Raw genomic sequence first — 26,703 nt, 5'->3', positions numbered from 1 at the left:
GGCGTCGCGCGCCTTGATGGGCGGGCTGGGATGAGCTTCGCGACCCCTTCCATAGGGTTAACAGGCCCTAGCCTTCAGGGAGGAATCGGCCGGCGCGGCATCGGACTATCTTGCTGTCGCACACGAGCTCGAGGGGGTGCGACATGGCGAACGCGGACGACATGGCCTGGTTCAAGCGGAACTTCCACGGGCCGATGGCGCGGGCGGTGCGAGGCACGCCGATCACCGTCGACTTCCTCACCGCGCTGGCCTGCCAGGAGACGGGCGAGGTCTGGCCCCTGCTGCGCAGGAAGCTCACGGACGTGGACCGGGTGCTGACCCTGTGCGTGGGCGACACCATCGACCGGCGCTCCGCCTTCCCGGCGAGCCGGGCCGAGCTGCTGGCCGCGCCGCGCGGGCAGGAGATGTTCGCGATGGCCCGCCAGGCGCTGGTGGACATGGCCCGCTTCGTCAAGGGCTACGAAGCCGTGGCGAGGCAGCCGGCCAAGTACTGCCATGCCTTCGGCGTCTTCCAGGTGGACATCCAGCACTTCAGGAAGGACCCGGACTACTTCCTGGACCGGACATGGGCGAGCTTCGAAGGCACACTCGAACGCGCGATGGGCGTGCTGCGCTTCGCCCTGAAGAAGCGCGGCTTCGAGGGCTGCACCGCGCTGTCCGACCTGGAGCTGGCCACCGTCGGCATCGTCTACAACACCGGCGGCGTCCGCGCCTCGGCCGGGCTGAACCAGGGCTTCCGGCCGCCCGGCGGCACGTTCTACGGGCAGGCGCTGTTCGACCTCATCCGCCTGGCCCACACCGTGCCCGACCCCGGCGCCGCCGGCCCGATGCTGGCGGTGCCGCCGGCCGGCGAGGCGCTGGTCGCAGCGCCGTTGCCGGTGGGTGCGGGCGGCACGCCGATGAAGGTGACCGTGAGCGAAGGCATGCTGCGCCTGCGAAGCGCGCCGGAGATCAGCGACCCGCCGCAGAAGAACGTGGTGGCCCACCTGCCCGACGGGCATCCCGTGCGCGCGCACTCGGGGCCGCTCAAGGGCTTCTTCGGCATCGAGACCAGCTTCAAGGGCGCGCTGATCCGGGGCTTCGCCTCGGCCCGGTTCCTGGTGGCGGACGCGCCGGATGCGCCGATCGAACTCACGCGGCCGGCGCCGACGCCGCCGGCGGCCGGCATCGTGGCCGTCCACATGCCCGCGAAGGCCGGCCTCGTCACCCGCCGGCGCGACCCGGCCACCGCCCGCTCCGTCGACGAGAAGAACGCGCCCGGGCGCACCGGCACCACGCCCGACGAACTGCGCCGCGAGCTGGCCGCCATCGTGGCCTGGCTGGGCGTGGACAACCCGCAGTTCCTGCGCTACCGGCCCACGCGCACGGCCACCTTCTGCAACATCTACGCGCACGACTTCTGCCGGCTGGCGGGTGGGTACCTGCCGCGCGTGTGGTGGAGCAGCCCGGCGCTGCTGCGGCTGGCGGCGGGCGCGCAGGTCCGGCCGCTGCTGGGCGACACCATCGTCGAGATGCGGGCCAACGACCTGTTCCGCTGGCTGCGCGACTTCGGGGCCGACTTCGGCTGGCGCCAGGCCGGCACGCCGACCGAGCTGCAGGCCGAGGTGAACCAGGGCGCCGTCGGCGCCATCGTGGCGCGCCGCAAGGAGGAGGGCCGCTCCGGCCACATCGCGATGGTGGTGCCCGAGGCTGCCGCCCGGCCGGCCCGGCGCGACCGCGGCGGCGCCGTCACCGCGCCGCTGCAGAGCCAGGCCGGCGCCGACAACTTCCGGTACGGCACGGGCCGCGCGAACTGGTGGAACGGCGAGCAGTTCGCCGAGAGCGCGTTCTGGCTGCATGCCTAGGGCCTGCCGGCCCTAAGTGTCGATCTCCAGGTTGTCGATGAGCCGCGTGCTGCCGAGCCGGGCGGCGGCCAGCACCACCAGCGGTTCGCCGCCCGCCGGGGGCTGCAGGTCGGCGCGCCGGCGGATCGCCACGTAGTCAGGCTGCCAGCCGCGTGCCGCCAGCGCGGCGGCCGCCCGCGCCTCGATGGCGCCGAAGTCCCGCTCGCCCTCGCGCACGGCCTGGGCGACCGCGCGCAGGGCATCGGGCAGCTCGCGGGCCTGGATGCGTTCCTGCGGGCCGAGGTAGCCGTTGCGCGAGGACAGCGCCAGGCCGTCGGCGGCGCGCTCGGTCGGTGCGCCGACCACCTCGATCGGCAGCGCGAACTGCCGCACCATGTGGCGGACGACCATGAGCTGCTGGTAGTCCTTCATGCCGAACACCGCGAAGCGCGGCTGCACGCAGGCGAAGAGCTTCATCACCACCGTGCACACGCCGGTGAAGAAGCCCGGGCGGAACGCGCCTTCGAGCGTGTCGGCGAGCAGGGGATCGGGATGCACTTTGCAGGCCTGCGGCTCGGGGTAGAGCGCCTTCTCGTCCGGGGCGAAGAGCACGTCGCAGCCGGCCGCGCGCAGCTTCTCGCAGTCGCTGTCCCAGGTGCGCGGGTAGGTGTCGAAGTCCTCGTGCGGCAGGAACTGCAGCCGGTTCACGAAGATGCTGGCGACGCTGGCCTCGCCGAGCGACCTGGCCTGTCGGACCAGCGCCAGGTGGCCGTCGTGCAGGTTGCCCATCGTCGGGACGAAGGCGCTGCGGCGGCCGTCGCCGAGGAGGCCGCGCAGCTCGGGGATCGTTCTTGCGATCTGCATGGTGGAGTCGTTGCGTGGAAAGATGCGGCAGGCGCGCGCGGCGGCTACCAGGCGTGCATGCCGTCGTCGGGGAAGCTGCCGTCCTTCACCGCGAGCACGTAGGCCCGCAGCGCGTCCTCGATGCTGCCGGCGCCGGCCATGAAGTTGCGCACGAACTTCGGCGGCCTGCCCAGGTGGATGCCCAGCATGTCGTGCATCACCAGCACCTGGCCCGAGGTGCCGCGGCCCGCGCCGATGCCGATGGTGGCGCAGTGCGCAAGCTCGGCCGTGACCGCGCCGGCGAGGGCGGCCGGCACCATCTCGAGCACGAGCATCGCCGCGCCGGCGTCCTGCAGGGCGCGTGCGTCCTCGCGCAGGCGCACCGCCGAGGCCTCGTCGCGGCCCTGCACCCGGTAGCCGCCGAGCGCGTGAACCGTCTGCGGCGTCAGCCCGAGATGCCCGCACACCGGGATGCCCCGCTCGGTGAGGAAGCGCACCGTCTCCGCGGTCCAGCCGCCGCCCTCCAGCTTGACCATCTGCGCACCGGCCTGCATCAGCGCGGTGGCGCTGTGCAGGGCCTGCTCGCGCGATGCCTGGTAGCTGCCGAAGGGGAGGTCGGCGACCAGCCAGGCGGCGCCGCGCACGCGGCGCAGGCCGCGCGCCACGCTGTCGGTGTGGTGGCGCATCGCATCGAGCGACACGCCGACGGTGCTGTCCAGCCCCTGGCAGACCATGCCGAGCGAGTCGCCGACCAGGAGGCAGTCGATGCCGGCCGCATCGGCGACGGCGGCGAAGGTGGCGTCGTAGGCGGTCAGCATGGCGATCTTCTCGCCACGCGCATGCATGTCCGCCAGGCGCGCGAGGGTCACGGCCTTGCGCGGCGCGGCCGCGGCGCCGGGGGATCCGGCCGTCTCAGCGATCGACATGGCGGGGACTCAGATCGCCAGCGCCTGCGTGTCGGCGGTCTGGACCGGAATGCCGGAATGCACTTCCTTGACCCTGTTGGCCGCGTCCACGAACACCAGCCGCGGCCGGTGCGCGGCCACGCGATCCTCGCCGACCAGGCCGAAGGCCGCGATGATGAGCAGGTCGCCCACGCAGGCGCGCCGTGCGGCGGAGCCGTTGACCGAGACGATGCCGGAGCCGCGCTGCGCGCGGATCGCGTAGGTCACGAAGCGCTCGCCGTTGGTGACGTTCCAGACGTGGATCTGCTCGTTGTCGGCCAGGCCCGCCGCGTCGAGCAGGTCCTCGTCGATGGCGCAGGAGCCTTCGTAGTGGAGTTCGCAATCGGTCACCGACGCGCGGTGGATCTTGGACTTGAGCAGGGTGCGGAGCATGGGGGCAGCGTCCTCGGGGATGGAAACCGGGGTCAGGCGCCCAGCGGCGCGAGCAGGGTCGGCGCGGCGCGGGGCGCGGGATGCGGGTGGTCGAGGCGGTAGTGCAGCCCCCGGCTTTCGAGGCGGGAGCGCGCCGACTGCACGATGAGGTCGGCCACCTGCACCAGGTTGCGCAGCTCGACGAGGTCGCGCGTGACTTTCGCGCTCCCGTACAGGGCCTCGGTCTCGCGCCGCAGCTCGGCGATCCGGCCGGCGGCGTAATCCAGGTCGCCGCCGGTGCGCACGATGCCCACGCGCTCCCACATGAGGCGGCGCAGGCCGTCGAGGCGGTCCGCGATGCCGCGCGGATCGGCGGCATGCGCCGATGCGCTCCGCCAGGGCCGGGCGCCGGATGCGGTGCTGCCGCGCGTGCTTCCGATCTGCCGCGCCGCCGCGCGCGCGAACACCATGCATTCGACCAGCGAGTTGCTCGCGAGCCGGTTGGCGCCATGCAGCCCGGTGCAGGCGGTCTCGCCGACCGCGTAGAGGCCCGCCACGTCGGTGCGCCCCTGCAGGTCGGTGACGACGCCGCCGCAGGTGTAGTGGGCGGCGGGCACCACCGGGATCGGGTCGCGGGTGATGTCGATGCCGTACTGCGCACAGCGTGCCAGGATGTTGGGGAAGTGGTGGTGCAGGAAGTCCGCGCGCTGGTGCGAGATGTCGAGCAGCACGCAGTCGAGCCGGTGCTTCTTCATCTCGGCGTCGATCGCGCGCGCCACCACGTCGCGCGGCGCCAGCTCGGCGCGCGGGTCGTGCGCGGGCATGAAGCGCCGGCCGCCCGCGGATGCCGGCAGCCGGAGCACGCCGCCCTCGCCGCGGACCGCCTCGCTGATCAGGAAGGACTGCGCCTCGGGATGGCACAGCGAGGTCGGGTGGAACTGGATGAACTCCATGTTCGACACGCGGCAGCCCGCCCGCCATGCGGCCGCGATGCCGTCGCCGGTGGCGGTGCCGGGGTTGGTCGTGTGCAGGTAGACCCGGCCCGCGCCGCCGGTGGCGAGCACGGTCACCGGCGCGTGGAAGGCAACGACTTCGCCGGTGGATTCGTCCAGCGCGTAGGCGCCGGCACAGACGGGAGCGCCGTACGCCGTGCCGCTGCCCGCGATGAGGTCGGCCAGCGTGTGGTGCTCGAAGAAGCGGATGCCGGCCGAGCGCCGCGCGGCGTCGATCAGCGTGCGCTGCACCGCCGCGCCGGTGGCGTCCGCCGCATGCACGATGCGGCGCCGGCTGTGGCCGCCCTCGCGGGTGAGGTGCAGTTCGCCGCCTTCCAGCGAGAAGGGCACGCCCAGCTCGCGCAGCCAGGCGATGCAGCCGGGCGCGCCTTCGACCACCCGCCGCGTGGCCGGCAGGTCGCACAGGCCGGCGCCGGCCACCAGCGTGTCGTCGATGTGCGCGTCGATGCTGTCCTGCGCGTCGAGCACCGCGGCGATGCCGCCCTGCGCCCACTGGCTGGCGCCGTCGGACACGGCGCGCTTGGTGAGCACCGCGACGCGGTGCGTGGGCGCGAGGTGCAGGGCCGCGGTCAGGCCCGCGAGGCCGCTGCCGACGACCAGCACGTCGAAGGCGAGCGACGAGGCCATCGTCACGCCGCCCCGATGCCGGCCGTGATGCCCGGGGCCGTCCCGCCTGCCTTGAGCGCGGCCGTGAAATCGAGCATGCGCGCGATCGGCACCCGGGCGCGCTCGCCGACGGCGGCATCGACGTGCACCTCGTTCGCGCCGGTCTCCAGCGCGCGGACGACGCCCGCCAGGTCGTTCATCGCCATCCAGGGGCAGTGGGCGCAGCTCTTGCAGGTGGCGCCGTTGCCGGCGGTGGGCGCCGCGATGAAGGTCTTGTCCGGGTTGAGCGTGCGCAGCTTGTGCAGCAGGCCGGTGTCGGTGGCGACGATGAATTCACGCGCGTCCATGCGCGCCGCCGCCGACAGGATGGCGGCGGTGGAGCCCACCGCGTCCGCCAGGGCGATCACGTCGGGCGGCGACTCCGGATGCACGAGCACGCGGGCGCCGGGGTGCTCCTCCTTGAGCAGTTCGAGCTCCAGCGCCTTGAACTCGTCGTGCACGATGCAGGCGCCGTCCCAGCTCAGCAGGTCGGCGCCCGTCTCGCGGCGGATGTAGTCGCCCAGGTGGCGGTCCGGCGCCCAGAGGATCTTGCGGCCCTGCGCCGTGAGCGCGCGCACCACGTCGAGCGCGCAGCCCGAGGTCACCATCCAGTCGGCGCGGGCCTTCACGGCAGCGCTGGTGTTCGCGTAGACGAGCACGGTGCGGTCCGGATGCTGGTCGCAGAAGGCGGCGAACTCCTCCGCGGGGCAGCCCAGGTCGAGCGAGCAGGTCGCGTCCAGGTCGGGCATCAGCACGCGCTTGCCGGGCGAGAGGATCTTGGCCGTCTCGCCCATGAAGCGCACGCCGGCGACGACGAGCGTGCGCGCCGGATGGTCCCGGCCGAAGCGGGCCATCTCCAGCGAATCGGCCACCAGGCCGCCCGTTTCTTCCGCCAGGTCCTGCAGGTCGGGATGCACGTAGTAGTGCGCCACCAGCGCCGCCTGCTGCTGCACGAGCAGTTCGCGGATCCGCTCCTTGAGGCGGGCCCGCTCGGCGCGCGAGGGCTCGGGCGGGACGCGCGCCCAGGCATGGCGCGTGCTGCATGCACCGCCCGCCGCGCGCGGCGCGGGCTGCTCGAAATCGATGCTGACCAAGCCGTCCATCCCTCAGGCCCCTTCGAAGCGCATCGAGAAGTCGATCGCCTTCACGTCCTTGGTGAGTGCGCCGACCGAGATGCGGTCGACACCCGTCTCGGCCAGCGCGCGGACGGCCTCCAGGGTGACGCCGCCGGAGATCTCCAGCGTCGCGCGCGCGTCGCCCGCGGCATCGTTGATGCGGACGGCCTCGCGCAGCGTCGCCAGGTCCATGTTGTCCAGCAGCACCATGCGCGCGCCGTGGGCGAGCGCCTCGCCCAGCTGCGCCAGCGTCTCGACCTCGATCTCGATGAACTGCGCGGCGCTGCCGGCATGCCGCGCCGCCGCGAGCGCCTGGGCGATGCCGCCGGCGGCCGCGATGTGGTTCTCCTTGATCAGGATGGCGTCGTACAGGCCGATGCGGTGGTTGAGGCCGCCGCCGGTGCGCACGGCGTACTTCTGCGCCAGGCGAAGGCCCGGCAGCGTCTTGCGCGTGTCGACGATGCGTGCGCGCGTGCCCTCGACCGCGTCGACGTAGGCGGCGGTGCGCGTGGCGACGGCGCTGAGCAGCTGCAGGAAATTCAGCGCCGACCGCTCGGCGGTGAGCAGCGGCCGCGCGCGGCCTTCCAGCTCCAGGACGACCTCGCCTGCCGCGCACCGCTCGCCTTCGCGGCGGCGCCAGCGGATGCCGGCCTGCGGGTCCAGCGCGCGGATGACGGCATCGACCCAGGGCGCGCCGCACAGGACGGCCGGCTCGCGCAGGACGACCCGGGCGCGGGCCCGGGCCTCGGGCGGCACGAGCGCCGCAGTGAGGTCGCCGTTCCCGGCGTCTTCCTGGAGGGCGCGCTGCGCATCGGCCTGGGCGAGTTCGGGAACGGAAACCGGGGAGGAGACAGGGGAGGGCGAGGCGGGGGAACTGGACATCGGCGCGGAGCGGAAACCGGGGAGGCCGCCCATGCCTGCGGACAGGCGGGCAAAAAAAGTTGGCGGACTCTAGGCGTTCGGCAAAGCCGATCCAAAGACCGTTTTGTTATTTACGTTATGCGAACTGCCGCTAAAACGCCTTCTTCTTGCGGGAAACCGATTTCAATGCCGGTACGGGCGCGGAAAACCGGTCAACTCCCGGCCGGGCGGCGGCAGCTCGTTACACAAATGTGGCGGCAGCCCACCGGATGGCGCGCGAAGGCCTCGTCCCCCGGGGCGCTGCGCATAATGCCTTCCCCTTTTCCACCTGTTCCTCAAGGCATGGCCATCGTGAGACCGTTCCTCGTCAGCACCTTCCTCGCTTCCCTGGCCCTGGCCGGCGCCGTGCACGCCCAGCAGGCCGCGGCGCCCGTCACGCTGCCCAGCGGCCTCGTCTACCAGAGCGTCAAGGAGGGCACCGGCCCCAGCCCCGCCGCCACCGACACCGTGCGCGTGCACTACCGCGGCACTTTCCCCGACAGCGGCAAGGAGTTCGACAGCTCCTATTCGCGCAACGAGCCCACCGAGTTCCCGCTCAACCGTGTGATCCCCTGCTGGACCGAGGGCGTGCAGAAGATGAAGGTCGGCGGCAAGGCGAAGCTGGTGTGCCCGCCCGCCATCGCCTACGGCAGCCGCGGCGCGGGCGGGGTGATCCCGCCCAACGCGACGCTGAACTTCGAGATCGAGTTGCTCGCCATCAAGGGACGTTAAGGGGCGCTGACCGCCGCCGCGCCGGCGCGCCCGCGTCCCAGCGTGGTGGCGGCCGCCAGCGCTGCCGCCACCAGCGCGGCGCCCAGCAGCATCGCGCCCGGCACGCCGCTGCCGTCCACCACCCGGCCGCCCAGCGTGGCGCCGGAGGCGATCGCCACCTGGAAGGCCGTCACCAGCATCGCCTGGCCGGCCTCGGGCGCGTCGGGCAGCGAACGCAGCATCCAGCCCGTGGCTGCGCCCGGCACCATGCCGAAGGCCACGCCCCAGGCCAGCACCACCGCCGCGGCGGCCGCGAAGCCGCTGCCGGCCAGCGTGGAGGCCAGCAGGGCCAGGGCCAGCAGCGCGGTGGTCGCCATCATCCCGGCGCGCGCGCTGCGCGCCACGATCAGCCCGACCAGGAAGTTGCCGGCGAAGCCCGCCGCGCCGTAGGTGAGCAGCAGCGCCGTCACCTGCGTGGCCGAGAGCGCGAACACCTGCAGCAGCAGCGGCTTGAGGTAGGTGTAGGCCGCGAAGTGGCCCATGACCATCAGCACCACCGCGACCAGCACCGCGCGCGGCCGGGCGCGGCGCAGCGGCGTGAGCAGGTCGGCCGGGCGGATGGCGCGCGCCGGCGGCAGCGCCGGCAGCAGGCGCCACTGCGCCAGCAGCACCGCCAGCGTGAGCGCGGCCGAGGCGGCGAAGGCGAAGCGCCAGCCGGCCAGGCTGCCCAGCAGCGAGCCGGCCGGCACGCCCAGCACCGTGCTCACCGACACGCCCGCCAGCACCAGCGAGAGGGCGCGCGCCTGGGCGGCCGGCGACACCATCTGGCCGGCCACGCCGGGCGCGAAGGTCCAGAAGCCGCCCACGGCCGCGCCCAGCATCAGCCGGGCCAGCAGCATGGTCGCGAAGTCGGGCGCCAGCGCCGCGAGCAGGTTGGAGGCGAGCAGCAGCGCCGTCAGCGCCAGCATCACGGTGCGCCGGTCCAGCCGGCCGGCGGCCACGCTCAGCGCCGGGCCGGCCAGGGCGGCCAGCACGCCGGGCATGGTGACCATCAGCCCCGCCACGCCGTCGGACACCTGCAGGCCGCGCGCGATGTCGGTCAGCAGGCCGATGGGCATGAACTCGGTCGAGACCATCACGAAGGTGCCGACCGCCACCGCGCCGACGGCGGGCCAGGCGGCGCGGGCGTGCGGCGGTGCGGCGGCGGGGGATGCGGCGGCCGGCAGCGCGCCGTCGCAGGTGGGGCAGTGGGAAGGCATGGCGTTCCTGTTCTGTCGGGGAAAACGGGCCGAAGCAGCGAACGCCCGAGTGTGTCGGCCGGCGCGGGGCCGACCAAGCCACCCTGCGCCAGTGCAGTGTTTCGCTGGCGCTCACAATGAATGAATGCGCGAATTCGACCGCAAGACCCGGGATGCCCGGGTGCGGCGCGCTGCCTACAGTCCTTCCCATCGACTTCGAAAGGAAGGACCCCATGAACATGACGACCCGCTCCGAACTGCAGGCTGCCGCCACCGTCGCCGACCCGCGCTGGGCCGCGGTGGCCTCGCGCGATGCCGAGGCCGACGGCCGCTTCTTCTATTCCGTGCGCACCACCGGCGTGTACTGCCGTCCCTCGTGCGGCGCGCGCATGCCGCGGCCGGAGAACGTGGCCTTCCACGACACGGCCGCGGACGCCGAGCGCGCGGGCTTCCGCCCCTGCCGCCGCTGCCGGCCCGACGCGCTGGCGCCGGCGCAGCAGCAGGCCGAGCTGGTGGCCCGGCTGTGCCGCGAGATCGAGGCGGCCGAGCAGCCGCCCACGCTGGCGATGCTGGCCGAGCGCGCCGGCCTGAGCCCGTGGCACCTGCAGCGCACCTTCAAGGCCGTGACGGGCCTCACGCCGCGCGCCTGGGCCGCGGCGCAGCGCGGCCGGCGCGTGCGCGCGGCGCTCGAGCGCGGCGAGGGCCGCGTGACGGACGCGATCTACGACGCCGGCTACGGCGCGCCCAGCCGCTTCTACGAGGTCGCGGACGACCTGCTCGGCATGACGCCCGGCGCCTGGCGCGCCGGCGGCGAGGGCGCCGACATCCGCTTCGCCATCGGCCAATGCTCGCTGGGCGCGATCCTGGTGGCGCGCAGCGGGCGTGGCGTGTGCGCGATCGCGCTCGGCGACGACCCCGACGTGCTGGCGGCCGAACTGCAGGCGCGCTTTCCGCGGGCGCGGCTGATCGGCGGCGACGCCGACTTCGAGCGACTGGTGGCGCAGGTGGTGGGCCTGGTCGAGTCGCCCGGCCTGGGCACCGAGCTGCCGCTGGACGTGCGCGGCACCGCCTTCCAGCAGCGCGTGTGGCAGGCGCTGCGCGCGATCCCGCCGGGCCGCACCGCCAGCTACGCGGAGATCGCCGAGCGCATCGGTTCCCCCTCGGCCACGCGCGCGGTGGCGCAGGCCTGCGCGGCCAACCCGCTGGCGGTGGCGATCCCCTGCCACCGGGTGGTGCGGCGCGACGGCGGCCTCTCGGGCTACCGCTGGGGCGTGGAGCGCAAGCAGGCGCTGCTGGACCGCGAGGGCGCCGCACGATGAGCGACGAGGCCGCGGCGCAGCGCGTGCAGCGGCGGCTGGCGGCGGTCGACTGGGACGGCGTCGAGCGCGCGCTCGATGCCGAGGGGCATGGGCTGATCCCGTTGCTGCTCACGCCCGACGAGTGCCGCGCGGCGGCGGCGCTCTATGCGCAGCCGGCGCAGTTCCGCAGCCGCGTCGTGATGGCGCGCCACGGCTTCGGCCAGGGCGAGTACCAGTACTTCGCCTACCCGCTGCCGCCGGCGGTGGCAGCCCTGCGCGGCGCGCTGTACGCGCGGCTCGCGCCCCTGGCCAACCGATGGCAGGCGGCGCTGGGCCTGCCGGCGCGCTTTCCGCCGGCGCATGCCGACTTCATCGCCCGCTGCCACGCGGCCGGCCAGCCGCGGCCCACGCCGCTGTTGCTGCGCTACCGCGAGGGCGACTACAACTGCCTGCACCAGGACCTGTACGGCGACGAGGTCTTCCCGCTGCAGGTGGTGGTGCTGCTGTCGGCGCCGGGGCGCGATTTCGAGGGCGGCGAACTGGTGCTGACCGAGCAGCGCCCGCGCATGCAGTCGCGGCCCATGGTGTTGCCGCTGCAGCAGGGCGATGCGGCCGTGATCGCGGTGCACCACCGGCCGGTGCAGGGCGCGCGCGGTGCCTACCGCGTCAACCTGCGGCACGGCGTGAGCCGCGTGCGGCGCGGCGAGCGCCACACGCTGGGCCTCAGCTTCCACGACGCCGCGTGACGCCATGACGGCCGACCTGTTCGACGCCGAGTCCGCCGCGCCGCTGGCGCTGGAGCCCGGCGCGTGGGTGCTGCGCGGCTTCGCGCTGCCCCGCGCCGAGGCGCTGCGCGGCGCACTGCAGGCGGTGACGGCCGATGCCCCGCTGCGCCACCTCGTCACGCCCGGCGGCAAGCCCATGTCGGTGGCGACGACCAACTGCGGCGCGCTCGGCTGGGTGAGCGACCGCGCGGGCTACCGCTACACCGCCTGCGATCCGCTGGGCGGCCGCGCCTGGCCGGCGATGCCGCCGTCCTTTCTGGCGCTGGCCGCCGACGCCGCGGCGCGCGCCGGCTTCGGCGGCTTCGCGCCCGACGCCTGCCTGATCAACCGCTACGTGCCCGGCGCCCGGCTCACGCTGCACCAGGACCGCGACGAGCGGCGCATGGACCAGCCCATCGTCTCGGTCTCGCTCGGGTTGCCGGCGGTCTTCCTGTGGGGCGGGCCGAAGCGGTCGGACCGCGCGCGGCGCGTGCCGCTGGTGCACGGCGACGTGGTCGTGTGGGGCGGGCCGGCGCGGCTGCACCACCACGGCGTGCTGCCGCTGGCCGAGGGCGAGCACCCCTTCATGGGCGCGTGCCGCATCAACCTGACCTTCCGCTGCGCGGGCTGAGCGGGCGCCTCAGAGCTGGAAGGCCAGCGTCAGCAGCAGCCCTTCCGCCAGATCGCGCATCAGCCCGGGCCGGCGCGGGCGGTAGGCCTCGCCGGCCGAGGCTGTGCGCTCGACCCACTGCGCCAGCCAGTCGATCTGCACCGGGTCGTAGAACACCACCGCCGCCTCGTGGTTGAGCAGCAGGCTGCGCTGGTCGAGGTTGATCGAGCCGCACAGGGCGAGGTCGTGGTCCACCACCACGGCCTTGGCGTGCGCCATGAAGGGCAGCATGCGGAAGGCCACGCCGGCGCGCGCCAGGTCGCGCATGGCGCGGCTGCGCACGAAGTCGGCCAGGCGGTGGTTGGAGCGCCGCGGCATCGCGATCGTGACCTGCACGCCGCGCCGGGCCGCCAGCCGCAGCGCATCGCGCAGGCCGTCGCCGGGCACGAAGTAGGGCGTGATCGCGAGGATGCGCTGCTCGGCGCGGAAGCAGGCGCCGATCAGCAGCGCCGCGGCGGTGTCCTCGGTCTGGTCCGGCCCGCTGGGCAGGAACTGGGCGAGCGCGCCGCCCGGCACGGCCGGCAGCGAGGCCACCGGCCGCGGCGGCTCCCGCGTCACCGAGGTCCAGTCCTGCTCGAACTGGCGCGCCGCCGCCGCGGCCACGTCGCCGCGGATGTCGAAGGACAGGTCGCGCCACGGCTCGGGATGCGCCGCGTTGCCGCAGAAGTACTCGCCCGCCAGGTTGCGCCCGCCGCTCCACAGCCAGGTGTCGTCGGCGATGGTGAACTTGCGGTGGTTGCGCAGGTTGCGCGGCCCGCTGCGGTGCAGCCCGAAGATCGGGCGGAACACCTTGACCTGCCCGCCGGCGGCGCGCAGCGCCTCGAAGTGCCGCTGCGGCAGTTGCAGCGCGCCGAAGCCGTCGAGCAGCACGCGCACCCGCACCCCGGCCCGCGCCCGCGCCGCCATGCGCTCGATGGCCTCGCTGCCCAGCGCGTCGTCGCCGATGATGAAGGTGCACACGTCCAGCGTGCGGCGGGCGCCGTCGATCACCGCCCACAGCGCCGCGCGCGCGTCCACGCCGTCGGCATGCAGCCGCACCGCGCAGGCAGACGGGGCGGCGAGGCCGAAGGCGTCGATCAGCTCGGCCGCCCAGTGCGGCGCCGGCCCGCTGCGCGCCGCCCGCGGCGTTCCTGCCGGGCGCAGCTTGCGCCGGCCGAACATCAGGTACATGGGCAGCGCGACGTAGGGCATCAGCAGCATGCCCATCACCCAGGCGATGGCGGCGGTGGGCGCCCGCTGCTCGCGCCGTCCGCGGGTGGTCAGCACATACACCAGCAGCGCGAGCACCACCGCGAGGAAGTGCTGCGAGATGCTGGGCAGCCAGGAAGCGAAGGAATGGAACATGCGAGGCCGGAGCTTCGCACAGCCTCGCCGTGGTCCGCGCGCAAGCCCCGGGGTGCCGGCGGGGCGCTCGCGCGCCGCCGGGCGGGTTGCCTCAGCGTGCCGGCGGCGGTGCGGCGCGTGCCGCGCGGGCGCGGGCCAGGGCGGCTTCCACCACGCTGCGCTTGCGCGCCTGGGCGTCGGCCTCGCCGGCGGCGGCGTCGGGCGCGTCGTCCGGCAGGTCCAGCCGGCGCCGTGCGCGGTGGGCGGCGTAGCGCGTGCGGGCTTCCTGCGCCTGCGCCGCGGACCAGGCCGCCCAGCCGGTCCTGCCGGGGGTGGCCGGCTCCAGGCCGATGCAGTCCACCGGGCACACGGGGATGCACAGCTCGCAGCCGGTGCAGTGCGCCTCGACGACGGTGTGCATGCGCTTGTGGATGCCGACGATGGCATCAGTGGGGCAGGCGTCCAGGCACTTGGTGCAGCCGATGCACCAGGCCTCGTCGATGACGGCCAGGCTGCGCGGGCCTTCGGTGCCGAAGGCCGGGTCCAGCGGGCGCGGCGCCTGGCCGGTGAGGGCCGCCAGCCGGCGCACGCCTTCCTCGCCGCCCGGCGGGCACTGGTCGATGCCGGCCTCGCCGCGGGCGATGGCCTGCGCGTAGCCGGCGCAGTCGGGCCAGCCGCAGCGCGTGCACTGCGTCTGGGGCAGGGCGTCGAGCAGTCGGTCGGCCAGGGTGTTCATCGGGGCGGCGGGGGCGGGCCGGATGGCCCGCAGGGACTCGTCAGGCGCGCGGGCGTTTGCCGCGGCCGGGAGCGGCCACCGGCGCCGCGGAAGGGCGGCGCGCGGCGCGCTTGCGCGCGGCGGCAGGCGCCTTCGACGCCACCGCGCGGGGGGTGGCCGCGGGCTTGCCGGCGCGCGCGGGCGCATGGATCGTGTCTTCCGCCGACACGCCGCCGCGGCGCGTCGGCCGGGTCTGCGGCGCATCGTGCGCGGCGATGAAGTCGCGCACCTGCGGGTACACGCGCTCGCGCCAGCGGCGGCCGCTGAAGATGCCGTAGTGGCCCGCGCCCTGCACCTCCAGGTGGTGGCGCTTGTCCGCCGGGATGCCCGTGCACAGCTCGTGCGCCGCCTTGGTCTGGCCCGAGCCGGAGATGTCGTCCAGTTCGCCTTCGACCGTGAGCAGCGCGCTGGCGTGGATGTCCTGCGGCCGCACCAGTTCGACCTGGCCTTCGGGGCTCTTCACTTCCCAGGTGCCGTGGACGAGGTTGAACTCCTGGAACACCGTGCGGATGGTCTCCAGGTAGTAGTCCGCGTCCATGTCGAGCACGGCGTTGTATTCGTCGTAGAACTTGCGGTGCGCCTCGGCGCTGGCGTCGTCGCCGCGGATCAGGTTCTTGAAGTAGTCGTAGTGGCTGGTCGCGTGGCGGTCGGGGTTCATCGCCACGAAGCCGGTGTGCTGCAGGAAGCCGGGGTAGACCCTGCGCCCCTCGCCGGGGAAGCCCTGCGGCACGCGGTAGATGACGTTGTTCTCGAACCACTCGAAGCTCTTGTTCGTCGCCAGGTTGTTCACCGAGGTGGGCGACTTGCGGGCGTCGATGGGGCCGCCCATCATGGTCATGGTCAGCGGCACCTGCTCGCCGCGGCTGGCCATCAGCGAGATGGCCGCCAGCACCGGCACGGTGGGCTGGCACACGCTCATCACGTGGCAGTTGCCGTACTCGGACTGCAGGTGGCGGATGAAGTCCTGCACGTAGTTGACGTAGTCGTCCAGGTGGAACTCGCCCTCGGCCAGCGGCACCAGCCGGGCGTTCTTCCAGTCGGTGATGTAGACCTTGTGGCCCTGCAGCATGGTGCGCACCGTGTCGCGCAGCAGCGTGGCGTAGTGGCCCGACAGCGGCGCCACGATCAGCACCACCGGCTGGCCCTTGAGCGTCTCCAGCACCCGCTCGTCGTCGGTGAAGCGCTTGAAGCGGCGCAACTGGCAGAAGGGCTTGTCGATCTCGACGATCTCGTGGATCACCACGTCGGTGCCGTCGACGTTGACCGTCTTGATCTCGAACTCGGGCTTCTCGTAGTCCTTGCCCAGGCGGTAGAGCAGGTCGTACCCGGCGGCCACGCGCTGGGCCATAGGCAGTTGCCTGAACATGGCGCCGGAGGTGAAGAGCTTGGAGGCAGCCTGCGCGAAGTCGGCGAAGGGCTCCATCAGCGAGCGTTGTGTTTCGTAGAGTTGGTACAGCATCGGGGGCGGAGCAGCAGTTTCGCTGCAGTGCAATATAACGCCGCGCCTTGAAGGCGCGATCCGCACAAGTACCGTTGGCGACCCTTCAGCGTCGGTCCAGTGGCTTTCAGATGTGAAAAATTTCACATCTTTGGTGCCTCCGGGCGCGTGAAGCGGGCTACGAGGGGCACAGGCCGCGCACCAGCACCGGCGGTGCAGCCTGCGCCGCCGCCGTGTCGAGCACCGTGAGCCAGGGCCAGCGGCGCCGGTAGTCGGCCGCCTTGGCGGCATAGAGTCGCGCATCGGGGCAGCGGCGGTTGGGCCGCAGCACGCCCCGCAGGAGGCCGTCCAGCCCGTCGGGTGCGTACAGCGTCAGGCCGCCGGCGCCGGCCTGCAGGCCGACACAGGTGCCGTCCACCAGGAAACGGTCGATGCCTTCCGTCGAACTGCGCAGCGGGCTGTAAGGCGCCCCGAAGTACGCCTCGTACCAGGTGTGGACGCGGGCCTGGTTCTTCGCTTCCAGCGTCACGCCCAGGTCGGCGCAGGCCGCCTGCACGCGGCTGCCGATGGCCGCCTCGGCCCCGGCCGACAGGTCGGCGGCGTCGAAGTAGAAGAGGTCGTAGTCGCGGATGCCCTCGGCCGCCGGCCGGCCGCTGCGCAGGTTCCACACCGTCTGGAACAGGCAGCCGGCCACCAGCCAGGCGTCGGGCAGCCCGAGGGCCGGGAGGCGCTCCAGGATGGCGCGGTTGGCCGGGTTGGCCAGCGCCAGGTCGACAAAAAGCCGGGCCGGCGAAGGCTCGCCGCCCGGCTCGTCGAACGAATCGAGGGGATCAGCCAACGACCTTGGCGATCGCCTGGCAGACGTGGTCGATGTTCTTGCTGTTGAGCGCCGCCACGCACATGCGGCCGGTGTCGGTGCCGTAGACGCCGAACTCGTTGCGCAGGCGCACCATCTGGTCCTTGGTCAGGCCGGAGTAGCTGAACATGCCGATCTGCTCGGTGATGAAGCCCATGTCCTGCTTCACGCCGGCCGCCTTCAGGCCCTCGACCAGCTTCTGGCGCATGGCCTTGATGCGCACGCGCATCTCGCCCAGCTCCTTCTCCCACAGGGCGCGCAGCTCGGGGTTGCCGAGCACCGCCGCCACCACCGCGCCGCCGTGCGTCGGCGGGTTGCTGTAGTTGGTGCGGATCATGATCTTCAGCTGCGACAGCACGCGTGCTGCCTCGTCCTTGTTCTCGCACAGCACCGACAGGGCGCCGACGCGCTCGCCGTACAGGCTGAAGCTCTTGGAGAAGGAGGTGGAGACGAAGAAGTCCAGGCCGGCGGCGACGAACTTGCCGATGACGGCGCCGTCCTCCTGGATGCCGTGGCCGAAGCCCTGGTAGGCCATGTCGAGGAAGGCGGTGAGCTTCCTGGCCTTGACGGCCTCGACCACCTGGTCCCACTGGGCGGGCGTGATGTCGTAGCCGGTCGGGTTGTGGCAGCAGGCGTGCAGCACGACGATGGTGCCGGCGGGCGCGGCGTTCAGCGCGGCCAGCATGCCCTCGAAGTTCACGCCGCGCTTGGCGGCGTCGTAGTAGGGGTAGGTCTCGACCGGGAAGCCGGCCTGGGTGAACAGGGCGCGGTGGTTCTCCCAGCTCGGGTCGCTGATCAGCACCGTGGCGCCGGGCGTCAGCTTCTTCAGGAAGTCGGCGCCGATCTTCAGGCCGCCGGTGCCGCCCAGGCCCTGCACGGTGGCGACGCGGCCGGACTTGACCGGCTCGCTGTCGGCGCCGAAGACCAGGGCCTTGACGGCTGCGTCGTAGGCGGCGATGCCGTCGATCGGCAGGTAGCCGCGGGCGCTGGGTGCCTTCATCATGTCGGCCTCGGCCTTCTTCACGCATTCCAGCAGCGGCAGCTTGCCGTTGTCGTCGTAGTACACGCCCACGCCCAGATTGACCTTCTGCGGGTTCGTATCGGCGGCGAATTGTTCGTTCAGGCCCAGGATCGGGTCGCGCGGCGCCATTTCGACGGCGGTGAAGAGAGACATGTTGGAAAGCGTCCTTGGAAGGGAGGGGATGCCCGGGAGGCCCCAGGGCTTGGGCTGCCGGCTGGCCTGCGGTAGGCTGGCGGGTTCCGTTGAATTTTACCGGCCGGCCCGCACCTGCACCGCTTCCGCCCATGCCCGAAGTGCCTGAATCCATGCCCGACAAGATCCCCGCGAAGGGCGAGTTCGTCTCCTTCCCCGACTCCCCCTTCCAGCTCTTCCAGCCGTACCCGCCGGCCGGCGACCAGCCCAAGGCCATCGCCCAGCTGGTGGAGGGCGTGAACGACGGCGAGGTGTTCCAGACCCTGCTGGGCGTGACCGGCTCGGGCAAGACCTTCACCATGGCCAACGTGATCGCCCGCCTGGGCCGCCCGGCCATCGTGTTCGCGCCCAACAAGACGCTGGCGGCGCAGCTCTACAGCGAGTTCCGCGAGTTCTTCCCGAAGAATGCGGTGGAGTACTTCGTCAGCTACTACGACTACTACCAGCCCGAGGCCTACGTGCCGCAGCGCGACCTGTTCATCGAGAAGGACTCGTCCATCAACGAGCACATCGAGCAGATGCGCCTGTCGGCCACCAAGAGCGTGCTGGAGCGGCGCGACGTGGTGATCGTGGCCACGGTGAGCGCCATCTACGGCATCGGCACGCCCGAGGACTACATGGAGATGCGGCTGATCATGCGGGTGGGCGACAAGGTCGGCCAGCGCGACCTGATCGGCCGGCTGATCCGCATGCAGTACACCCGCAACGAGCAGGACTTCGCGCGCGGCACCTTCCGCGTGCGCGGCGACGTGATCGACGTGTTCCCGGCCGAGCACAGCGAGCTGGCCATCCGCATCGAGCTGTTCGACGACGAGATCGAGACGCTGTCGCTGTTCGACCCGCTCACCGGCCGCATCCGCCAGAAGGTGCCGCGCTTCACCGTCTACCCCTCCAGCCACTACGTCACGCCGCGCGACAAGACGCTGCGCGCGGTCGAGACCATCAAATTGGAGCTGGATGCGCGCCTGAAGGAACTGGTGGCCGCCGGCAAGCTGGTGGAAGCGCAGCGCCTGGAGCAGCGCACCCGCTTCGACCTGGAGATGCTCGCCGAGATCGGCCACTGCAAGGGCATCGAGAACTACACGCGGCACCTCTCGGGCGCTGCGCCGGGCGACCCGCCGCCCACGCTGACCGACTACCTGCCCAAGGACGCGATCATGTTCCTGGATGAGAGCCACCAGATGATCGGCCAGCTCTCGGCCATGTACAACGGCGACCGGGCACGCAAGACCACGCTGGTGGAATATGGCTTTCGCCTGCCCTCGGCGCTGGACAACCGCCCGCTGAAGTTCGAAGAGTTCGAGCGCCGCATGCGCCAGTGCATCTTCGTCTCGGCCACGCCGGCGGCCTACGAGCAGGAACATGCCGGCCAGGTGGTCGAGCAGTTGGTGCGCCCCACCGGCCTGATCGACCCGGAGGTGGAGGTGCGCCCCGCCACCCACCAGGTGGACGACGTGCTGCAGGAGATCCGCATCCGCGTGGAGAAGAACGAGCGCGTGCTGATCACCACGCTGACCAAGCGCATGGCCGAGCAGCTCACCGAGTACCTGGGCGACAACGGCGTGAAGGTGCGCTACCTGCACAGCGACGTGGACACGGTGGAGCGGGTCGAGATCATCCGCGACCTGCGCCTGGGCGCCTTCGACGTGCTGGTGGGCATCAACCTGCTGCGCGAGGGGCTGGACATCCCGGAGGTGTCGCTGGTGGCCATCCTCGATGCCGACAAGGAGGGGTTCCTCCGCGCCGAGCGCAGCCTGATCCAGACCATCGGCCGGGCGGCGCGCAACCTGCACGGCAAGGCCATCCTCTACGCCGACAACGTCACCGAGTCGATGAAGAAGGCGATGGGCGAGACCGAGCGGCGCCGCATCAAGCAGATCGAGTTCAACGAGGCCCACGGCATCACGCCGCGCAGCATCGTCAAGCAGGTGCGCGAGCTGATCGACGGCGTCTACAGCGAGAAGTCCGGCAAGGAGGCGATCCAGCGCGAACTGGAGCGGGCCAAGGTCGAAGACATGAGCGAGAAGGACGTCGCCAAGGAGATCAAGCGCCTGGAAAAGCAGATGCTGGAGCACGCCCGCAACCTGGAGTTCGAGAAGGCGGCCCGCGTGCGCGATCAATTGGCGCTGCTGCGCGAGCAGGCTTTCGGGGCAGCGGGCAGCGACAACATCGCGGTGCTGCCCGCGGGCGGGCAAAGGGCCTGAGCGGACCGATAGACGCCCTCCATCGACCCCATCGGGTTTACCCGAGCATGGTCTGGGGTTTTCTGCTAAACTTGAGCGAAATACTCAACAACAGAAGAACTTCGCGATGAAGGGCCGGCTCCCACCCCTTGATGGGGATCGGCCGGGCAGGGCGGAGACGATGCCACTCCGGAAGATGGTCTCCAGGGTGTCATTTCCACGGTAAGCACTTCGAAAGGAGCTTGCGATGCGTCTGACGACCAAGGGCCGTTTTGCGGTCACCGCCATGATCGACCTGGCCCTGCGCCAGAACACGGGGCCGGTCACGCTGGCCGCGATCAGCCAGCGCCAGCAGATCTCGCTGTCGTATCTCGAACAGCTGTTCGGCAAGCTGCGCCGGCATGAGCTGGTGGAGTCCACCCGCGGGCCGGGCGGCGGCTATTCCCTCGGCCGCAAGGCCTCGGACATCACCGTCGCCGACATCATCGTCTCGGTGGACGAGCCGATCGACGCCACCCAGTGCGGCGGCAAGGAAAACTGCCTGGGCGAGGCCGGCCGCTGCATGACGCACGAGCTGTGGGCTTCGCTGAACCAGAAGATGGTGGAGTTCCTCGACTCGGTCACCCTGCAGAAGCTGGTGGACGACCAGATCGCCAAGGGCGTGCAAATCGAGAGCAAGCCGACGCCCAAGCGGGCGATCTCCAGCCAGCCGGTGGTCAAGCCGATCCGCGTGAACGCGCCCAACTCGGTGTTCGCGCTGGGCAGCGCCCTGGCCAAGACCTGACCGACGGACTTCTGAAAGCGGCGGGCCCCCGAGGGCCGCGCCAGAACAACGACGACCCCCACGCCCCGACGAGCAAGCCATGGATGTGACTCCCCATTTCCCGATCTACCTCGACTACGGCGCCACCACGCCGGTCGATCCCCGCGTGGTCGACGCCATGATCCCGTGGCTGCGCGAGCACTTCGGCAACCCCGCCTCGCGCAGCCATGCCTGGGGCTGGGAGGCGGAGGAGGCGGTCGAGAAGGCGCGCGCCCAGGTGGCCGAGCTGATCGGCGCCGACCCGCGCGAGATCATCTGGACCTCCGGCGCCACCGAGTCCGACAACCTGGCGATCAAGGGCGCGGCGCAGTTCTACAAGGGCAAGGGCAAGCACCTCATCACCGTCAAGACCGAGCACAAGGCCGTGCTGGACGTGATGCGCGAGCTGGAGCGCCAGGGCTTCGAGGTGACGTATCTCGACGTGCAGGAGAACGGCCTGCTCGACCTGGAGAAGTTCAAGGCTGCGATCCGCCCCGACACCATCCTGGCCAGCGTGATGTTCGTGAACAACGAGATCGGCGTGATCCAGGACATCCCGGCGCTGGGCGCCATCTGCCGCGAGAAGGGCGTGATCTTCCACGTCGACGCGGCGCAGGCCACAGGCAAGGTCGAGATCGACGTCAAGACGCTGCCGGTCGACCTGATGAGCCTGGCCTCGCACAAGACCTACGGCCCCAAGGGCATCGGCGCGCTGTACGTGCGCCGCAAGCCGCGCGTGCGCATCGAGGCGCAGATGCACGGCGGCGGCCACGAGCGCGGCATGCGCTCGGGCACGCTGCCCACCCACCAGATCGTGGGCATGGGCGAGGCCTTCCGCATCGCCAGGGAAGAGATGCCGCAGGACCTCGCCAAGGCGCGCGCACTGCAGCAGCGGCTGCTGGACGGCCTGAAGGACATCGAGCAGGTGTTCATCAACGGCGACCTCACGCACCGCGTGCCGCACAACCTGAACATGAGCTTCAACTTCGTCGAGGGCGAGTCGCTGATCATGGGCATCAAGGGGCTGGCGGTGTCGTCCGGCTCGGCCTGCACCTCGGCCAGCCTGGAGCCCAGCTACGTGCTGCGCGCGCTCGGCCGCAGCGACGAGCTGGCCCACAGCAGCCTGCGCATGACCATCGGCCGCTTCACGACCGAGGAAGAGATCGACACGGCCGTCTCGGCCATCCGCCACAACGTCGCCAAGCTGCGCGAGCTGAGCCCGCTGTGGGAGATGTACCAGGACGGCGTGGACCTGAACTCCATCCAGTGGTCCGCCCACTGAACCGAATCGCACCAGAACAAGAGGTAACCCCATGGCTTATTCCCAGAAGGTCATCGACCACTACGAGAACCCCCGCAACGTCGGCTCCTTCGACAAGGGCGACGAGACCGTCGGCACCGGCATGGTGGGTGCGCCCGCCTGCGGCGACGTGATGAAGCTGCAGATCAAGGTCAACCCCGACACGGGCGTGATCGAGGACGCACGCTTCAAGACCTACGGCTGCGGCTCGGCCATCGCGTCGAGCTCGCTGGTGACCGAGTGGGTCAAGGGCAAGACGCTGGACGAGGCGGCGCAGTTGAAAAACGCGCAGATCGCCGAGGAACTGGCGCTGCCGCCGGTGAAGATCCACTGCTCGATCCTGGCCGAGGACGCCATCAAGGCCGCCGTCAACGACTACAAGGCCAAGCACGGCGCCAAGGCCGCCGCCGATGTCCACTGAAGGGCCGCGCACCGACATGGCCGTCACGCTGACCGAAGCCGCTGCCCGCCACGTCAACCGCTACCTCGCCAAGCGAGGCAAGGGGCTGGGCGTGCGCCTGGGCGTCAAGACGACCGGCTGCTCGGGCCTGGCCTACAAGCTGGAGTACGTGGACGAGGTCGCGCCCGAGGACGTGGTGTTCGAGGACCATGGCGTGAAAGTCATGATCGACCCGAAGAGCCTGGCCTACATCGACGGCACCGAACTGGATTTCGTGCGCGAGGGGTTGAACGAGGGCTTCCGCTTCAACAACCCCAACGAGCGCGACCGCTGCGGCTGCGGCGAGAGCTTCAGGATCTGAACACCGGCTGCCTCGTCGTGCCAGCCGCCGCGCTCCGGCGGCTTTTTATCGTCGGGGCGCCCGACCGTTTCGCATGCAACTGACCGACACCGATTTCGCGCTGTTTGGCGTCCCGCCCACCTTCGCGCAGGACCGCGCCACGCTGGACGCGCGCTGGAAGGAACTGCAGCGCGAGGCGCATCCCGACCGCTTCGCGGCCCAGGGCCCGGCGGCGCAGCGGCTGGCGATGCAGTGGTCGGTGCGCATCAACGAGGCCTATCAGCGGCTGAAGGACCCGCTCAGGCGCGCCGCCTACCTGTGCGAGCTGAACGGCGCGCCGGTCGACGCGGAGCGCAACACCGCCATGCCGCCGGAGTTCCTGGTGCAGCAGATGGAATGGCGCGAGGCGCTGGAGGATGCCGGCGATCTGGCCGCGCTGGAGGCGCTGCAGGTCCAGGTCGATGCGGCCCGCGCCCGCGCCCTCTCGTCGCTGGACTGGCTGATCGACGAGAAGGGCGACTACCCCGGCGCGGCGCAGCAGGTCAGAGCCCTCATGTTCATCGAGCGATTCGCCGACGAGGCCGACGCGGCTTTCGACCGCTTGGGACAATAGGCGCTTCCCATGGCACTTCTCCAGATCTCCGAACCCGGCCAGGCGCCGGACCCGCACCAGCGCCGCATCGCCGTCGGCATCGACCTGGGCACCACGCACTCGCTGGTGGCCGCCGTGCGCAACGGCGTGGCGGAGTGCCTGCCCGACGACCAGGGCAGGGTGCTGCTGCCTTCGGCCGTGCGCTACCTCGGCCAGGACCGCCGGCAGATCGGCCACGAGGCCCTGGCGGCCCGCGCGCAGGACCCGGCCAACACCATCACCTCGGTCAAGCGCCTGATGGGGCGCGGCCTGGCCGACATCGCGCACCAGGAAGCGATGCCCTATGCGCTGGCGGACGAGGGCGGCATGGTGCAGGTGCGCACCGCGGCCGGCCTGAAGTCGCCGGTCGAGGTCAGCGCCGAGATCCTGGCGACCCTGCGCTACCGCGCCGAGGACACCTTCGACAGCGACCTGCACGGCGCCGTCATCACCGTGCCCGCCTACTTCGACGAAGGCCAGCGCCAGGCCACCAAGGACGCGGCGCAACTTGCCGGCCTGAATGTGCTGCGCCTCATCAGCGAGCCGACGGCCGCCGCCATCGCCTACGGGCTGGACAACGCGAGCGAGGGCGTCTACGCCGTCTACGACCTGGGTGGCGGCACTTTCGACATCTCCATCCTGCGGCTGACGCAGGGCGTGTTCGAGGTCATTGCCACCGGCGGCGACTCCGCGCTGGGCGGCGACGACTACGACCACGCGCTGGCCGAGGCCGTGCTCGCCCAGACCGGCGCCACGCCGCGCAGCGGCGAGGACCGGGCCGCGCTGCTGGTGGCGGCGCGGGCCGCCAAGGAGGCGCTGAGTGACGACGAATCCACCGAGTTCAGCGCCCGCCTGGGGGACGCGGACCTGCGCTGCACCGTCACGCGCGCACAGTTCGACGAGGCCACCCGGCCCCTGACCGACCGCACCCTGGCCGCCGCCCGCAAGGCGCTGCGCGATGCGCGCCTGAAGCCCGAGGACCTGCAGGGCATCGTGCTCGTCGGCGGCGCCACGCGCATGCCGCAGATCCGCCGCGCGGTGGCGCAGTTCTTCGGCCGCGAGCCGCTGGTCAACCTCGACCCCGACCAGGTGGTGGCGTTGGGCGCCGCCGTCCAGGCCAACCAGCTCGCCGGCAACGACAACGCCGGCAACCTGCTGCTGCTGGACGTGATCCCGCTCTCGCTCGGCCTGGAGACGATGGGCGGGCTGGTCGAGCGCATCGTGCCGCGCAACACCACCATCCCCACCGCGATGGCGCAGGACTTCACCACCTACCAGGACGGCCAGACCGCGCTGGCGCTGCATGTGGTGCAGGGCGAGCGCGACCTGGTCGCCGACTGCCGCAGCCTGGCGCGCTTCACGCTGCGCGGCATCCCGCCGATGGCGGCGGGCGCGGCACGCATCCGCGTCACCTTCACCGTCGATGCCGACGGCCTGCTGTCGGTGAGCGCGAAGGAGCAGAGCAGCGGCGTGGAGGCCAGCGTCACCGTCAAGCCCTCGTACGGCCTGACGGACGAGCAGATCGCCGGCATGCTGCGCGAGAGCTTCTCGACGGCCCAGCAGGACATGCAGGCGCGCGTGCTGGTCGAGGCCCGCGTCGATGCCGAGCGGATGGTGCTGGCCACGCGCAGCGCCATCGAGGCCGACGGCGCGCTGCTGGATGCGGCCGAGCGCGAGGCCATCGAGGCGCTCGTCGCCGACCTCGAGCGTGCCCGCGCCGGCAGCGACGCGGCTGTCATCGAGGCCGCCACCAAGGCGCTGGCCGAGGGCACCGAGCCCTTCGCCGCGCGCCGCATGAACCAGGGCATCGCCCGCGCCCTGGCCGGGCGCAAGATCGAATCGGTCTGAGAAGAACGGCAACGGCCACCATGCCCATCATCAAGATCCTCCCCCACGCCGAATACTGCCCCGAGGGCGCCGAGATCACGGCGCCCGCCGGCACCTCCATCTGCGAGGCGCTGCTGGAAAACGACATCGAGATCGAGCATGCCTGCGAGATGAGCTGCGCCTGCACCACCTGCCACGTCGTCGTGCGCCAGGGCTACGCCTCGCTGGGCGAGCCCGACGAGGCCGAGGAGGACCTGCTCGACCGCGCCTGGGGCCTGGAGCCGACCTCGCGCCTGTCCTGCCAGGCCATCCTGGGCCGGGACGACGTGACGGTCGAGATCCCCAAGTACTCGATCAACCACGCCAAAGAGAATCACTGATGAGCCGCCAGATCGTCCTCGACACCGAAACCACCGGCCTCTCGGCCGAGAACGGCGACCGCGTCATCGAGCTGGGATGCGTCGAGCTGGTGGGGCGCAAGCTCTCGGGCAACGACCTGCACCTGTACTTCAACCCCGAGCGCGAGAGTCACGAGGACGCGCTTAAGGTGCACGGCCTGACCAGCGAGTTCCTGGCCGACAAGCCGAAGTTCGCCGAGCGGGCGCAGGACATCGTGGAGTACCTGCGCGGTGCCGAGCTGATCATCCACAACGCGGCCTTCGACGTCGGCTTCCTGAACAAGGAGTTCGAGCGGGCCGGGCTGCAGCCGCTGGCCAGCTACGTGGCCGAGGTGACCGACACGCTGGCGATGGCCAAGCAGGTCTATCCCGGCAAGCGCAATTCGCTGGACGCGCTGTGCGACCGCTTCGGCGTGGACCGGTCCAACCGCACCTACCACGGCGCCAAGCTGGACGCGCAGCTCCTGGCCGACGTGTACATCAACCTCACGCGCGGGCAGGACGCCCTGCTGATCGACGTCGCGCCCAGCGACGAGCCGGCCCAGGGTGCGGCGGTCGTGGCGGTGGACCTGAGCAGCTTCGTGCTGCCGGTGCTGACGGCTTCCGAGTCGGAACTGGCCGAGCACGACAGGGTGCTGGCCGACCTCGACAAGGCCAGCGGCGGCAAGACACTCTTTCGCCAGGATGGCGCGCAAGCTGTGGCATAATGCGAGGCTTCGCGCAGCAGCGCGGAGATGCCACCGGCGGCGGGCCCCAGGCCTTACGCACAGTTTTCCGGCACGGCGCACACAGCGCCGCCGCCAGGGCGATTAGCTCAGTGGTAGAGCACTGCATTCACACTGCAGGGGTCGCAAGTTCGAACCTTGCATCGCCCACCATTC

26 protein-coding genes and 1 tRNA gene are annotated in these 26,703 nt (G+C 71.6%); 15 read left to right on the top strand and 12 right to left on the bottom strand.

The genetic code is table 11. The annotated features are described in order from the left end of the window. Window positions 1–143: 143 nt before the first annotated feature. Window positions 144–1,844 (top strand): hypothetical protein, encoded by a 1,701-nt coding sequence (locus tag ACIY1X_RS09670; RefSeq protein WP_399680084.1) that lies wholly within the window; start codon window positions 144–146, stop codon window positions 1,842–1,844. Between the two features lie 12 nt (window positions 1,845–1,856). Here ACIY1X_RS09670 and panC read toward each other — a convergent pair whose 3' ends face one another. The 6 genes from panC to nadC are packed head-to-tail and all read right to left on the bottom strand — an operon-like array spanning window position 1,857 to window position 7,637. Beyond that, window positions 1,857–2,687 (bottom strand): pantoate--beta-alanine ligase, encoded by an 831-nt coding sequence (gene panC, locus ACIY1X_RS09665; protein WP_399680083.1) that lies wholly within the window; start codon window positions 2,685–2,687, stop codon window positions 1,857–1,859. A gap of 44 nt (window positions 2,688–2,731) precedes the next feature. After that, window positions 2,732–3,592 carry a 3-methyl-2-oxobutanoate hydroxymethyltransferase gene (gene panB, locus ACIY1X_RS09660; protein ID WP_399680081.1) on the bottom strand — a complete coding sequence of 287 codons (861 nt, stop codon included), beginning with the start codon at window positions 3,590–3,592 and terminating at the stop codon, window positions 2,732–2,734. Window positions 3,593–3,601: 9 nt separating this feature from the next. Continuing rightward, window positions 3,602–4,003, bottom strand: a complete 402-nt coding sequence (gene panD / locus ACIY1X_RS09655) for an aspartate 1-decarboxylase (RefSeq protein ID WP_399680079.1) — start codon at window positions 4,001–4,003, stop codon at window positions 3,602–3,604. Between the two features lie 32 nt (window positions 4,004–4,035). Then, on the bottom strand, window positions 4,036–5,622 hold the full coding sequence (nadB, locus tag ACIY1X_RS09650; RefSeq protein ID WP_399680077.1) for an L-aspartate oxidase: 1,587 nt from the start codon (window positions 5,620–5,622) through the stop codon (window positions 4,036–4,038). A 2-nt stretch (window positions 5,623–5,624) separates the two neighbouring features. Then, on the bottom strand, window positions 5,625–6,743 hold the full coding sequence (gene nadA / locus ACIY1X_RS09645) for a quinolinate synthase NadA (protein ID WP_038211411.1): 1,119 nt from the start codon (window positions 6,741–6,743) through the stop codon (window positions 5,625–5,627). A 3-nt stretch (window positions 6,744–6,746) separates the two neighbouring features. Then, complete coding sequence (nadC, locus tag ACIY1X_RS09640; protein WP_399680075.1) at window positions 6,747–7,637, bottom strand: carboxylating nicotinate-nucleotide diphosphorylase; 891 nt, start codon at window positions 7,635–7,637, stop codon at window positions 6,747–6,749. 321 nt (window positions 7,638–7,958) lie between these two features. On the opposite strand from nadC, the gene ACIY1X_RS09635 reads away from it, so the two are divergent. Further along, window positions 7,959–8,387 (top strand): FKBP-type peptidyl-prolyl cis-trans isomerase, encoded by a 429-nt coding sequence (locus ACIY1X_RS09635; RefSeq protein ID WP_399680074.1) that lies wholly within the window; start codon window positions 7,959–7,961, stop codon window positions 8,385–8,387. On the opposite strand, the gene ACIY1X_RS09630 is transcribed toward ACIY1X_RS09635, so the two are convergent. Then, on the bottom strand, window positions 8,384–9,625 hold the full coding sequence (locus ACIY1X_RS09630; RefSeq protein WP_399680073.1) for an MFS transporter: 1,242 nt from the start codon (window positions 9,623–9,625) through the stop codon (window positions 8,384–8,386). The two genes, ACIY1X_RS09635 and ACIY1X_RS09630, sit on opposite strands and share 4 nt — an antisense overlap. A gap of 212 nt (window positions 9,626–9,837) precedes the next feature. Here ACIY1X_RS09630 and ada point away from each other — a divergent pair, with 212 nt between their 5' ends. Genes ada through alkB form a run of 3 tightly spaced genes read left to right on the top strand, consistent with a single transcriptional unit; the run spans window position 9,838 to window position 12,297 of the window. After that, window positions 9,838–10,923, top strand: a complete 1,086-nt coding sequence (ada, locus tag ACIY1X_RS09625; RefSeq protein WP_399680071.1) for a bifunctional DNA-binding transcriptional regulator/O6-methylguanine-DNA methyltransferase Ada — start codon at window positions 9,838–9,840, stop codon at window positions 10,921–10,923. Continuing rightward, on the top strand, window positions 10,920–11,648 hold the full coding sequence (locus ACIY1X_RS09620) for a 2OG-Fe(II) oxygenase (protein ID WP_399680069.1): 729 nt from the start codon (window positions 10,920–10,922) through the stop codon (window positions 11,646–11,648). The genes ada and ACIY1X_RS09620 overlap by 4 nt, the downstream gene beginning before the upstream one ends. A gap of 4 nt (window positions 11,649–11,652) precedes the next feature. Continuing rightward, a complete protein-coding gene (alkB, locus tag ACIY1X_RS09615; RefSeq protein WP_399680067.1) occupies window positions 11,653–12,297 on the top strand; it encodes a DNA oxidative demethylase AlkB in 645 nt (214 codons plus the stop codon). A gap of 9 nt (window positions 12,298–12,306) precedes the next feature. On the opposite strand, the gene ACIY1X_RS09610 is transcribed toward alkB, so the two are convergent. From ACIY1X_RS09610 to ACIY1X_RS09590, 5 genes are all read right to left on the bottom strand, one after another. Beyond that, window positions 12,307–13,680 (bottom strand): phospholipase D-like domain-containing protein, encoded by a 1,374-nt coding sequence (locus ACIY1X_RS09610; protein ID WP_399680065.1) that lies wholly within the window; start codon window positions 13,678–13,680, stop codon window positions 12,307–12,309. Window positions 13,681–13,771: 91 nt separating this feature from the next. Continuing rightward, entirely contained in the window at window positions 13,772–14,395 is a 624-nt protein-coding gene (locus ACIY1X_RS09605; RefSeq protein ID WP_399680063.1) for an RnfABCDGE type electron transport complex subunit B, read from the bottom strand. Between the two features lie 40 nt (window positions 14,396–14,435). After that, window positions 14,436–15,893, bottom strand: coding sequence for a polyhydroxyalkanoate depolymerase (locus ACIY1X_RS09600; protein ID WP_399680061.1), 1,458 nt, complete (start codon window positions 15,891–15,893; stop codon window positions 14,436–14,438). A gap of 157 nt (window positions 15,894–16,050) precedes the next feature. Then, entirely contained in the window at window positions 16,051–16,710 is a 660-nt protein-coding gene (locus ACIY1X_RS09595; protein WP_399680059.1) for a nucleotidyltransferase family protein, read from the bottom strand. Continuing rightward, a complete protein-coding gene (locus ACIY1X_RS09590; RefSeq protein ID WP_399680057.1) occupies window positions 16,703–17,902 on the bottom strand; it encodes an amino acid aminotransferase in 1,200 nt (399 codons plus the stop codon). Before ACIY1X_RS09590 ends, ACIY1X_RS09595 begins: the two co-directional genes overlap by 8 nt. A 131-nt stretch (window positions 17,903–18,033) precedes the next feature. Between ACIY1X_RS09590 and uvrB the strand changes: the two genes are divergently transcribed. From uvrB to ACIY1X_RS09540, 10 genes are all read left to right on the top strand, one after another. After that, window positions 18,034–20,145, top strand: a complete 2,112-nt coding sequence (gene uvrB / locus ACIY1X_RS09585; protein WP_399680055.1) for an excinuclease ABC subunit UvrB — start codon at window positions 18,034–18,036, stop codon at window positions 20,143–20,145. A 226-nt stretch (window positions 20,146–20,371) separates the two neighbouring features. Continuing rightward, complete coding sequence (gene iscR, locus ACIY1X_RS09580; protein WP_038210189.1) at window positions 20,372–20,908, top strand: Fe-S cluster assembly transcriptional regulator IscR; 537 nt, start codon at window positions 20,372–20,374, stop codon at window positions 20,906–20,908. A gap of 79 nt (window positions 20,909–20,987) precedes the next feature. Continuing rightward, window positions 20,988–22,208, top strand: a complete 1,221-nt coding sequence (locus ACIY1X_RS09575) for an IscS subfamily cysteine desulfurase (protein WP_399680053.1) — start codon at window positions 20,988–20,990, stop codon at window positions 22,206–22,208. Window positions 22,209–22,239: 31 nt separating this feature from the next. Next, window positions 22,240–22,647 carry a Fe-S cluster assembly scaffold IscU gene (iscU, locus tag ACIY1X_RS09570; RefSeq protein WP_399680051.1) on the top strand — a complete coding sequence of 136 codons (408 nt, stop codon included), beginning with the start codon at window positions 22,240–22,242 and terminating at the stop codon, window positions 22,645–22,647. A 16-nt stretch (window positions 22,648–22,663) separates the two neighbouring features. Beyond that, window positions 22,664–22,987, top strand: a complete 324-nt coding sequence (gene iscA, locus ACIY1X_RS09565) for an iron-sulfur cluster assembly protein IscA (RefSeq protein ID WP_399680086.1) — start codon at window positions 22,664–22,666, stop codon at window positions 22,985–22,987. A gap of 73 nt (window positions 22,988–23,060) precedes the next feature. Next, complete coding sequence (gene hscB / locus ACIY1X_RS09560; protein WP_399680049.1) at window positions 23,061–23,579, top strand: Fe-S protein assembly co-chaperone HscB; 519 nt, start codon at window positions 23,061–23,063, stop codon at window positions 23,577–23,579. Between the two features lie 9 nt (window positions 23,580–23,588). After that, entirely contained in the window at window positions 23,589–25,445 is a 1,857-nt protein-coding gene (gene hscA / locus ACIY1X_RS09555; RefSeq protein WP_399680047.1) for a Fe-S protein assembly chaperone HscA, read from the top strand. A gap of 20 nt (window positions 25,446–25,465) precedes the next feature. Continuing rightward, on the top strand, window positions 25,466–25,804 hold the full coding sequence (fdx, locus tag ACIY1X_RS09550) for an ISC system 2Fe-2S type ferredoxin (RefSeq protein WP_038210201.1): 339 nt from the start codon (window positions 25,466–25,468) through the stop codon (window positions 25,802–25,804). After that, window positions 25,804–26,529, top strand: coding sequence for a DNA polymerase III subunit epsilon (gene dnaQ, locus ACIY1X_RS09545; protein ID WP_399680045.1), 726 nt, complete (start codon window positions 25,804–25,806; stop codon window positions 26,527–26,529). Before fdx ends, dnaQ begins: the two co-directional genes overlap by 1 nt. Before the next feature lie 96 nt (window positions 26,530–26,625). Continuing rightward, window positions 26,626–26,700: transfer RNA gene (locus ACIY1X_RS09540), tRNA-Val, on the top strand. The last annotated feature ends 3 nt before the right edge of the window (window positions 26,701–26,703 follow it).

The organism is Xenophilus sp. (assembly GCF_044462705.1).
GTDB lineage: Bacteria > Pseudomonadota > Gammaproteobacteria > Burkholderiales > Burkholderiaceae_C > Xenophilus > Xenophilus azovorans.
Note: the sequence above shows the minus strand (reverse complement) of the source record. Positions and strands in the feature narration are given on the sequence as shown.

What these genes read in the sequence shown, in the direction of transcription:
- ACIY1X_RS09670 (WP_399680084.1), top strand. Translation starts at nt 144, where the DNA reads ATGGCGAACGCGGACGACATGGCCTGGTTCAAGCGGAACTTCCACGGG.
- panC (WP_399680083.1), bottom strand. Translation starts at nt 2,687, where the DNA reads ATGCAGATCGCAAGAACGATCCCCGAGCTGCGCGGCCTCCTCGGCGAC.
- panB (WP_399680081.1), bottom strand. Translation starts at nt 3,592, where the DNA reads ATGTCGATCGCTGAGACGGCCGGATCCCCCGGCGCCGCGGCCGCGCCG.
- panD (WP_399680079.1), bottom strand. Translation starts at nt 4,003, where the DNA reads ATGCTCCGCACCCTGCTCAAGTCCAAGATCCACCGCGCGTCGGTGACC.
- nadB (WP_399680077.1), bottom strand. Translation starts at nt 5,622, where the DNA reads ATGGCCTCGTCGCTCGCCTTCGACGTGCTGGTCGTCGGCAGCGGCCTC.
- nadA (WP_038211411.1), bottom strand. Translation starts at nt 6,743, where the DNA reads ATGGACGGCTTGGTCAGCATCGATTTCGAGCAGCCCGCGCCGCGCGCG.
- nadC (WP_399680075.1), bottom strand. Translation starts at nt 7,637, where the DNA reads ATGTCCAGTTCCCCCGCCTCGCCCTCCCCTGTCTCCTCCCCGGTTTCC.
- ACIY1X_RS09635 (WP_399680074.1), top strand. Translation starts at nt 7,959, where the DNA reads ATGGCCATCGTGAGACCGTTCCTCGTCAGCACCTTCCTCGCTTCCCTG.
- ACIY1X_RS09630 (WP_399680073.1), bottom strand. Translation starts at nt 9,625, where the DNA reads ATGCCTTCCCACTGCCCCACCTGCGACGGCGCGCTGCCGGCCGCCGCA.
- ada (WP_399680071.1), top strand. Translation starts at nt 9,838, where the DNA reads ATGAACATGACGACCCGCTCCGAACTGCAGGCTGCCGCCACCGTCGCC.
- ACIY1X_RS09620 (WP_399680069.1), top strand. Translation starts at nt 10,920, where the DNA reads ATGAGCGACGAGGCCGCGGCGCAGCGCGTGCAGCGGCGGCTGGCGGCG.
- alkB (WP_399680067.1), top strand. Translation starts at nt 11,653, where the DNA reads ATGACGGCCGACCTGTTCGACGCCGAGTCCGCCGCGCCGCTGGCGCTG.
- ACIY1X_RS09610 (WP_399680065.1), bottom strand. Translation starts at nt 13,680, where the DNA reads ATGTTCCATTCCTTCGCTTCCTGGCTGCCCAGCATCTCGCAGCACTTC.
- ACIY1X_RS09605 (WP_399680063.1), bottom strand. Translation starts at nt 14,395, where the DNA reads ATGAACACCCTGGCCGACCGACTGCTCGACGCCCTGCCCCAGACGCAG.
- ACIY1X_RS09600 (WP_399680061.1), bottom strand. Translation starts at nt 15,893, where the DNA reads ATGCTGTACCAACTCTACGAAACACAACGCTCGCTGATGGAGCCCTTC.
- ACIY1X_RS09590 (WP_399680057.1), bottom strand. Translation starts at nt 17,902, where the DNA reads ATGTCTCTCTTCACCGCCGTCGAAATGGCGCCGCGCGACCCGATCCTG.
- uvrB (WP_399680055.1), top strand. Translation starts at nt 18,034, where the DNA reads ATGCCCGAAGTGCCTGAATCCATGCCCGACAAGATCCCCGCGAAGGGC.
- iscR (WP_038210189.1), top strand. Translation starts at nt 20,372, where the DNA reads ATGCGTCTGACGACCAAGGGCCGTTTTGCGGTCACCGCCATGATCGAC.
- ACIY1X_RS09575 (WP_399680053.1), top strand. Translation starts at nt 20,988, where the DNA reads ATGGATGTGACTCCCCATTTCCCGATCTACCTCGACTACGGCGCCACC.
- iscU (WP_399680051.1), top strand. Translation starts at nt 22,240, where the DNA reads ATGGCTTATTCCCAGAAGGTCATCGACCACTACGAGAACCCCCGCAAC.
- iscA (WP_399680086.1), top strand. Translation starts at nt 22,664, where the DNA reads ATGGCCGTCACGCTGACCGAAGCCGCTGCCCGCCACGTCAACCGCTAC.
- hscB (WP_399680049.1), top strand. Translation starts at nt 23,061, where the DNA reads ATGCAACTGACCGACACCGATTTCGCGCTGTTTGGCGTCCCGCCCACC.
- hscA (WP_399680047.1), top strand. Translation starts at nt 23,589, where the DNA reads ATGGCACTTCTCCAGATCTCCGAACCCGGCCAGGCGCCGGACCCGCAC.
- fdx (WP_038210201.1), top strand. Translation starts at nt 25,466, where the DNA reads ATGCCCATCATCAAGATCCTCCCCCACGCCGAATACTGCCCCGAGGGC.
- dnaQ (WP_399680045.1), top strand. Translation starts at nt 25,804, where the DNA reads ATGAGCCGCCAGATCGTCCTCGACACCGAAACCACCGGCCTCTCGGCC.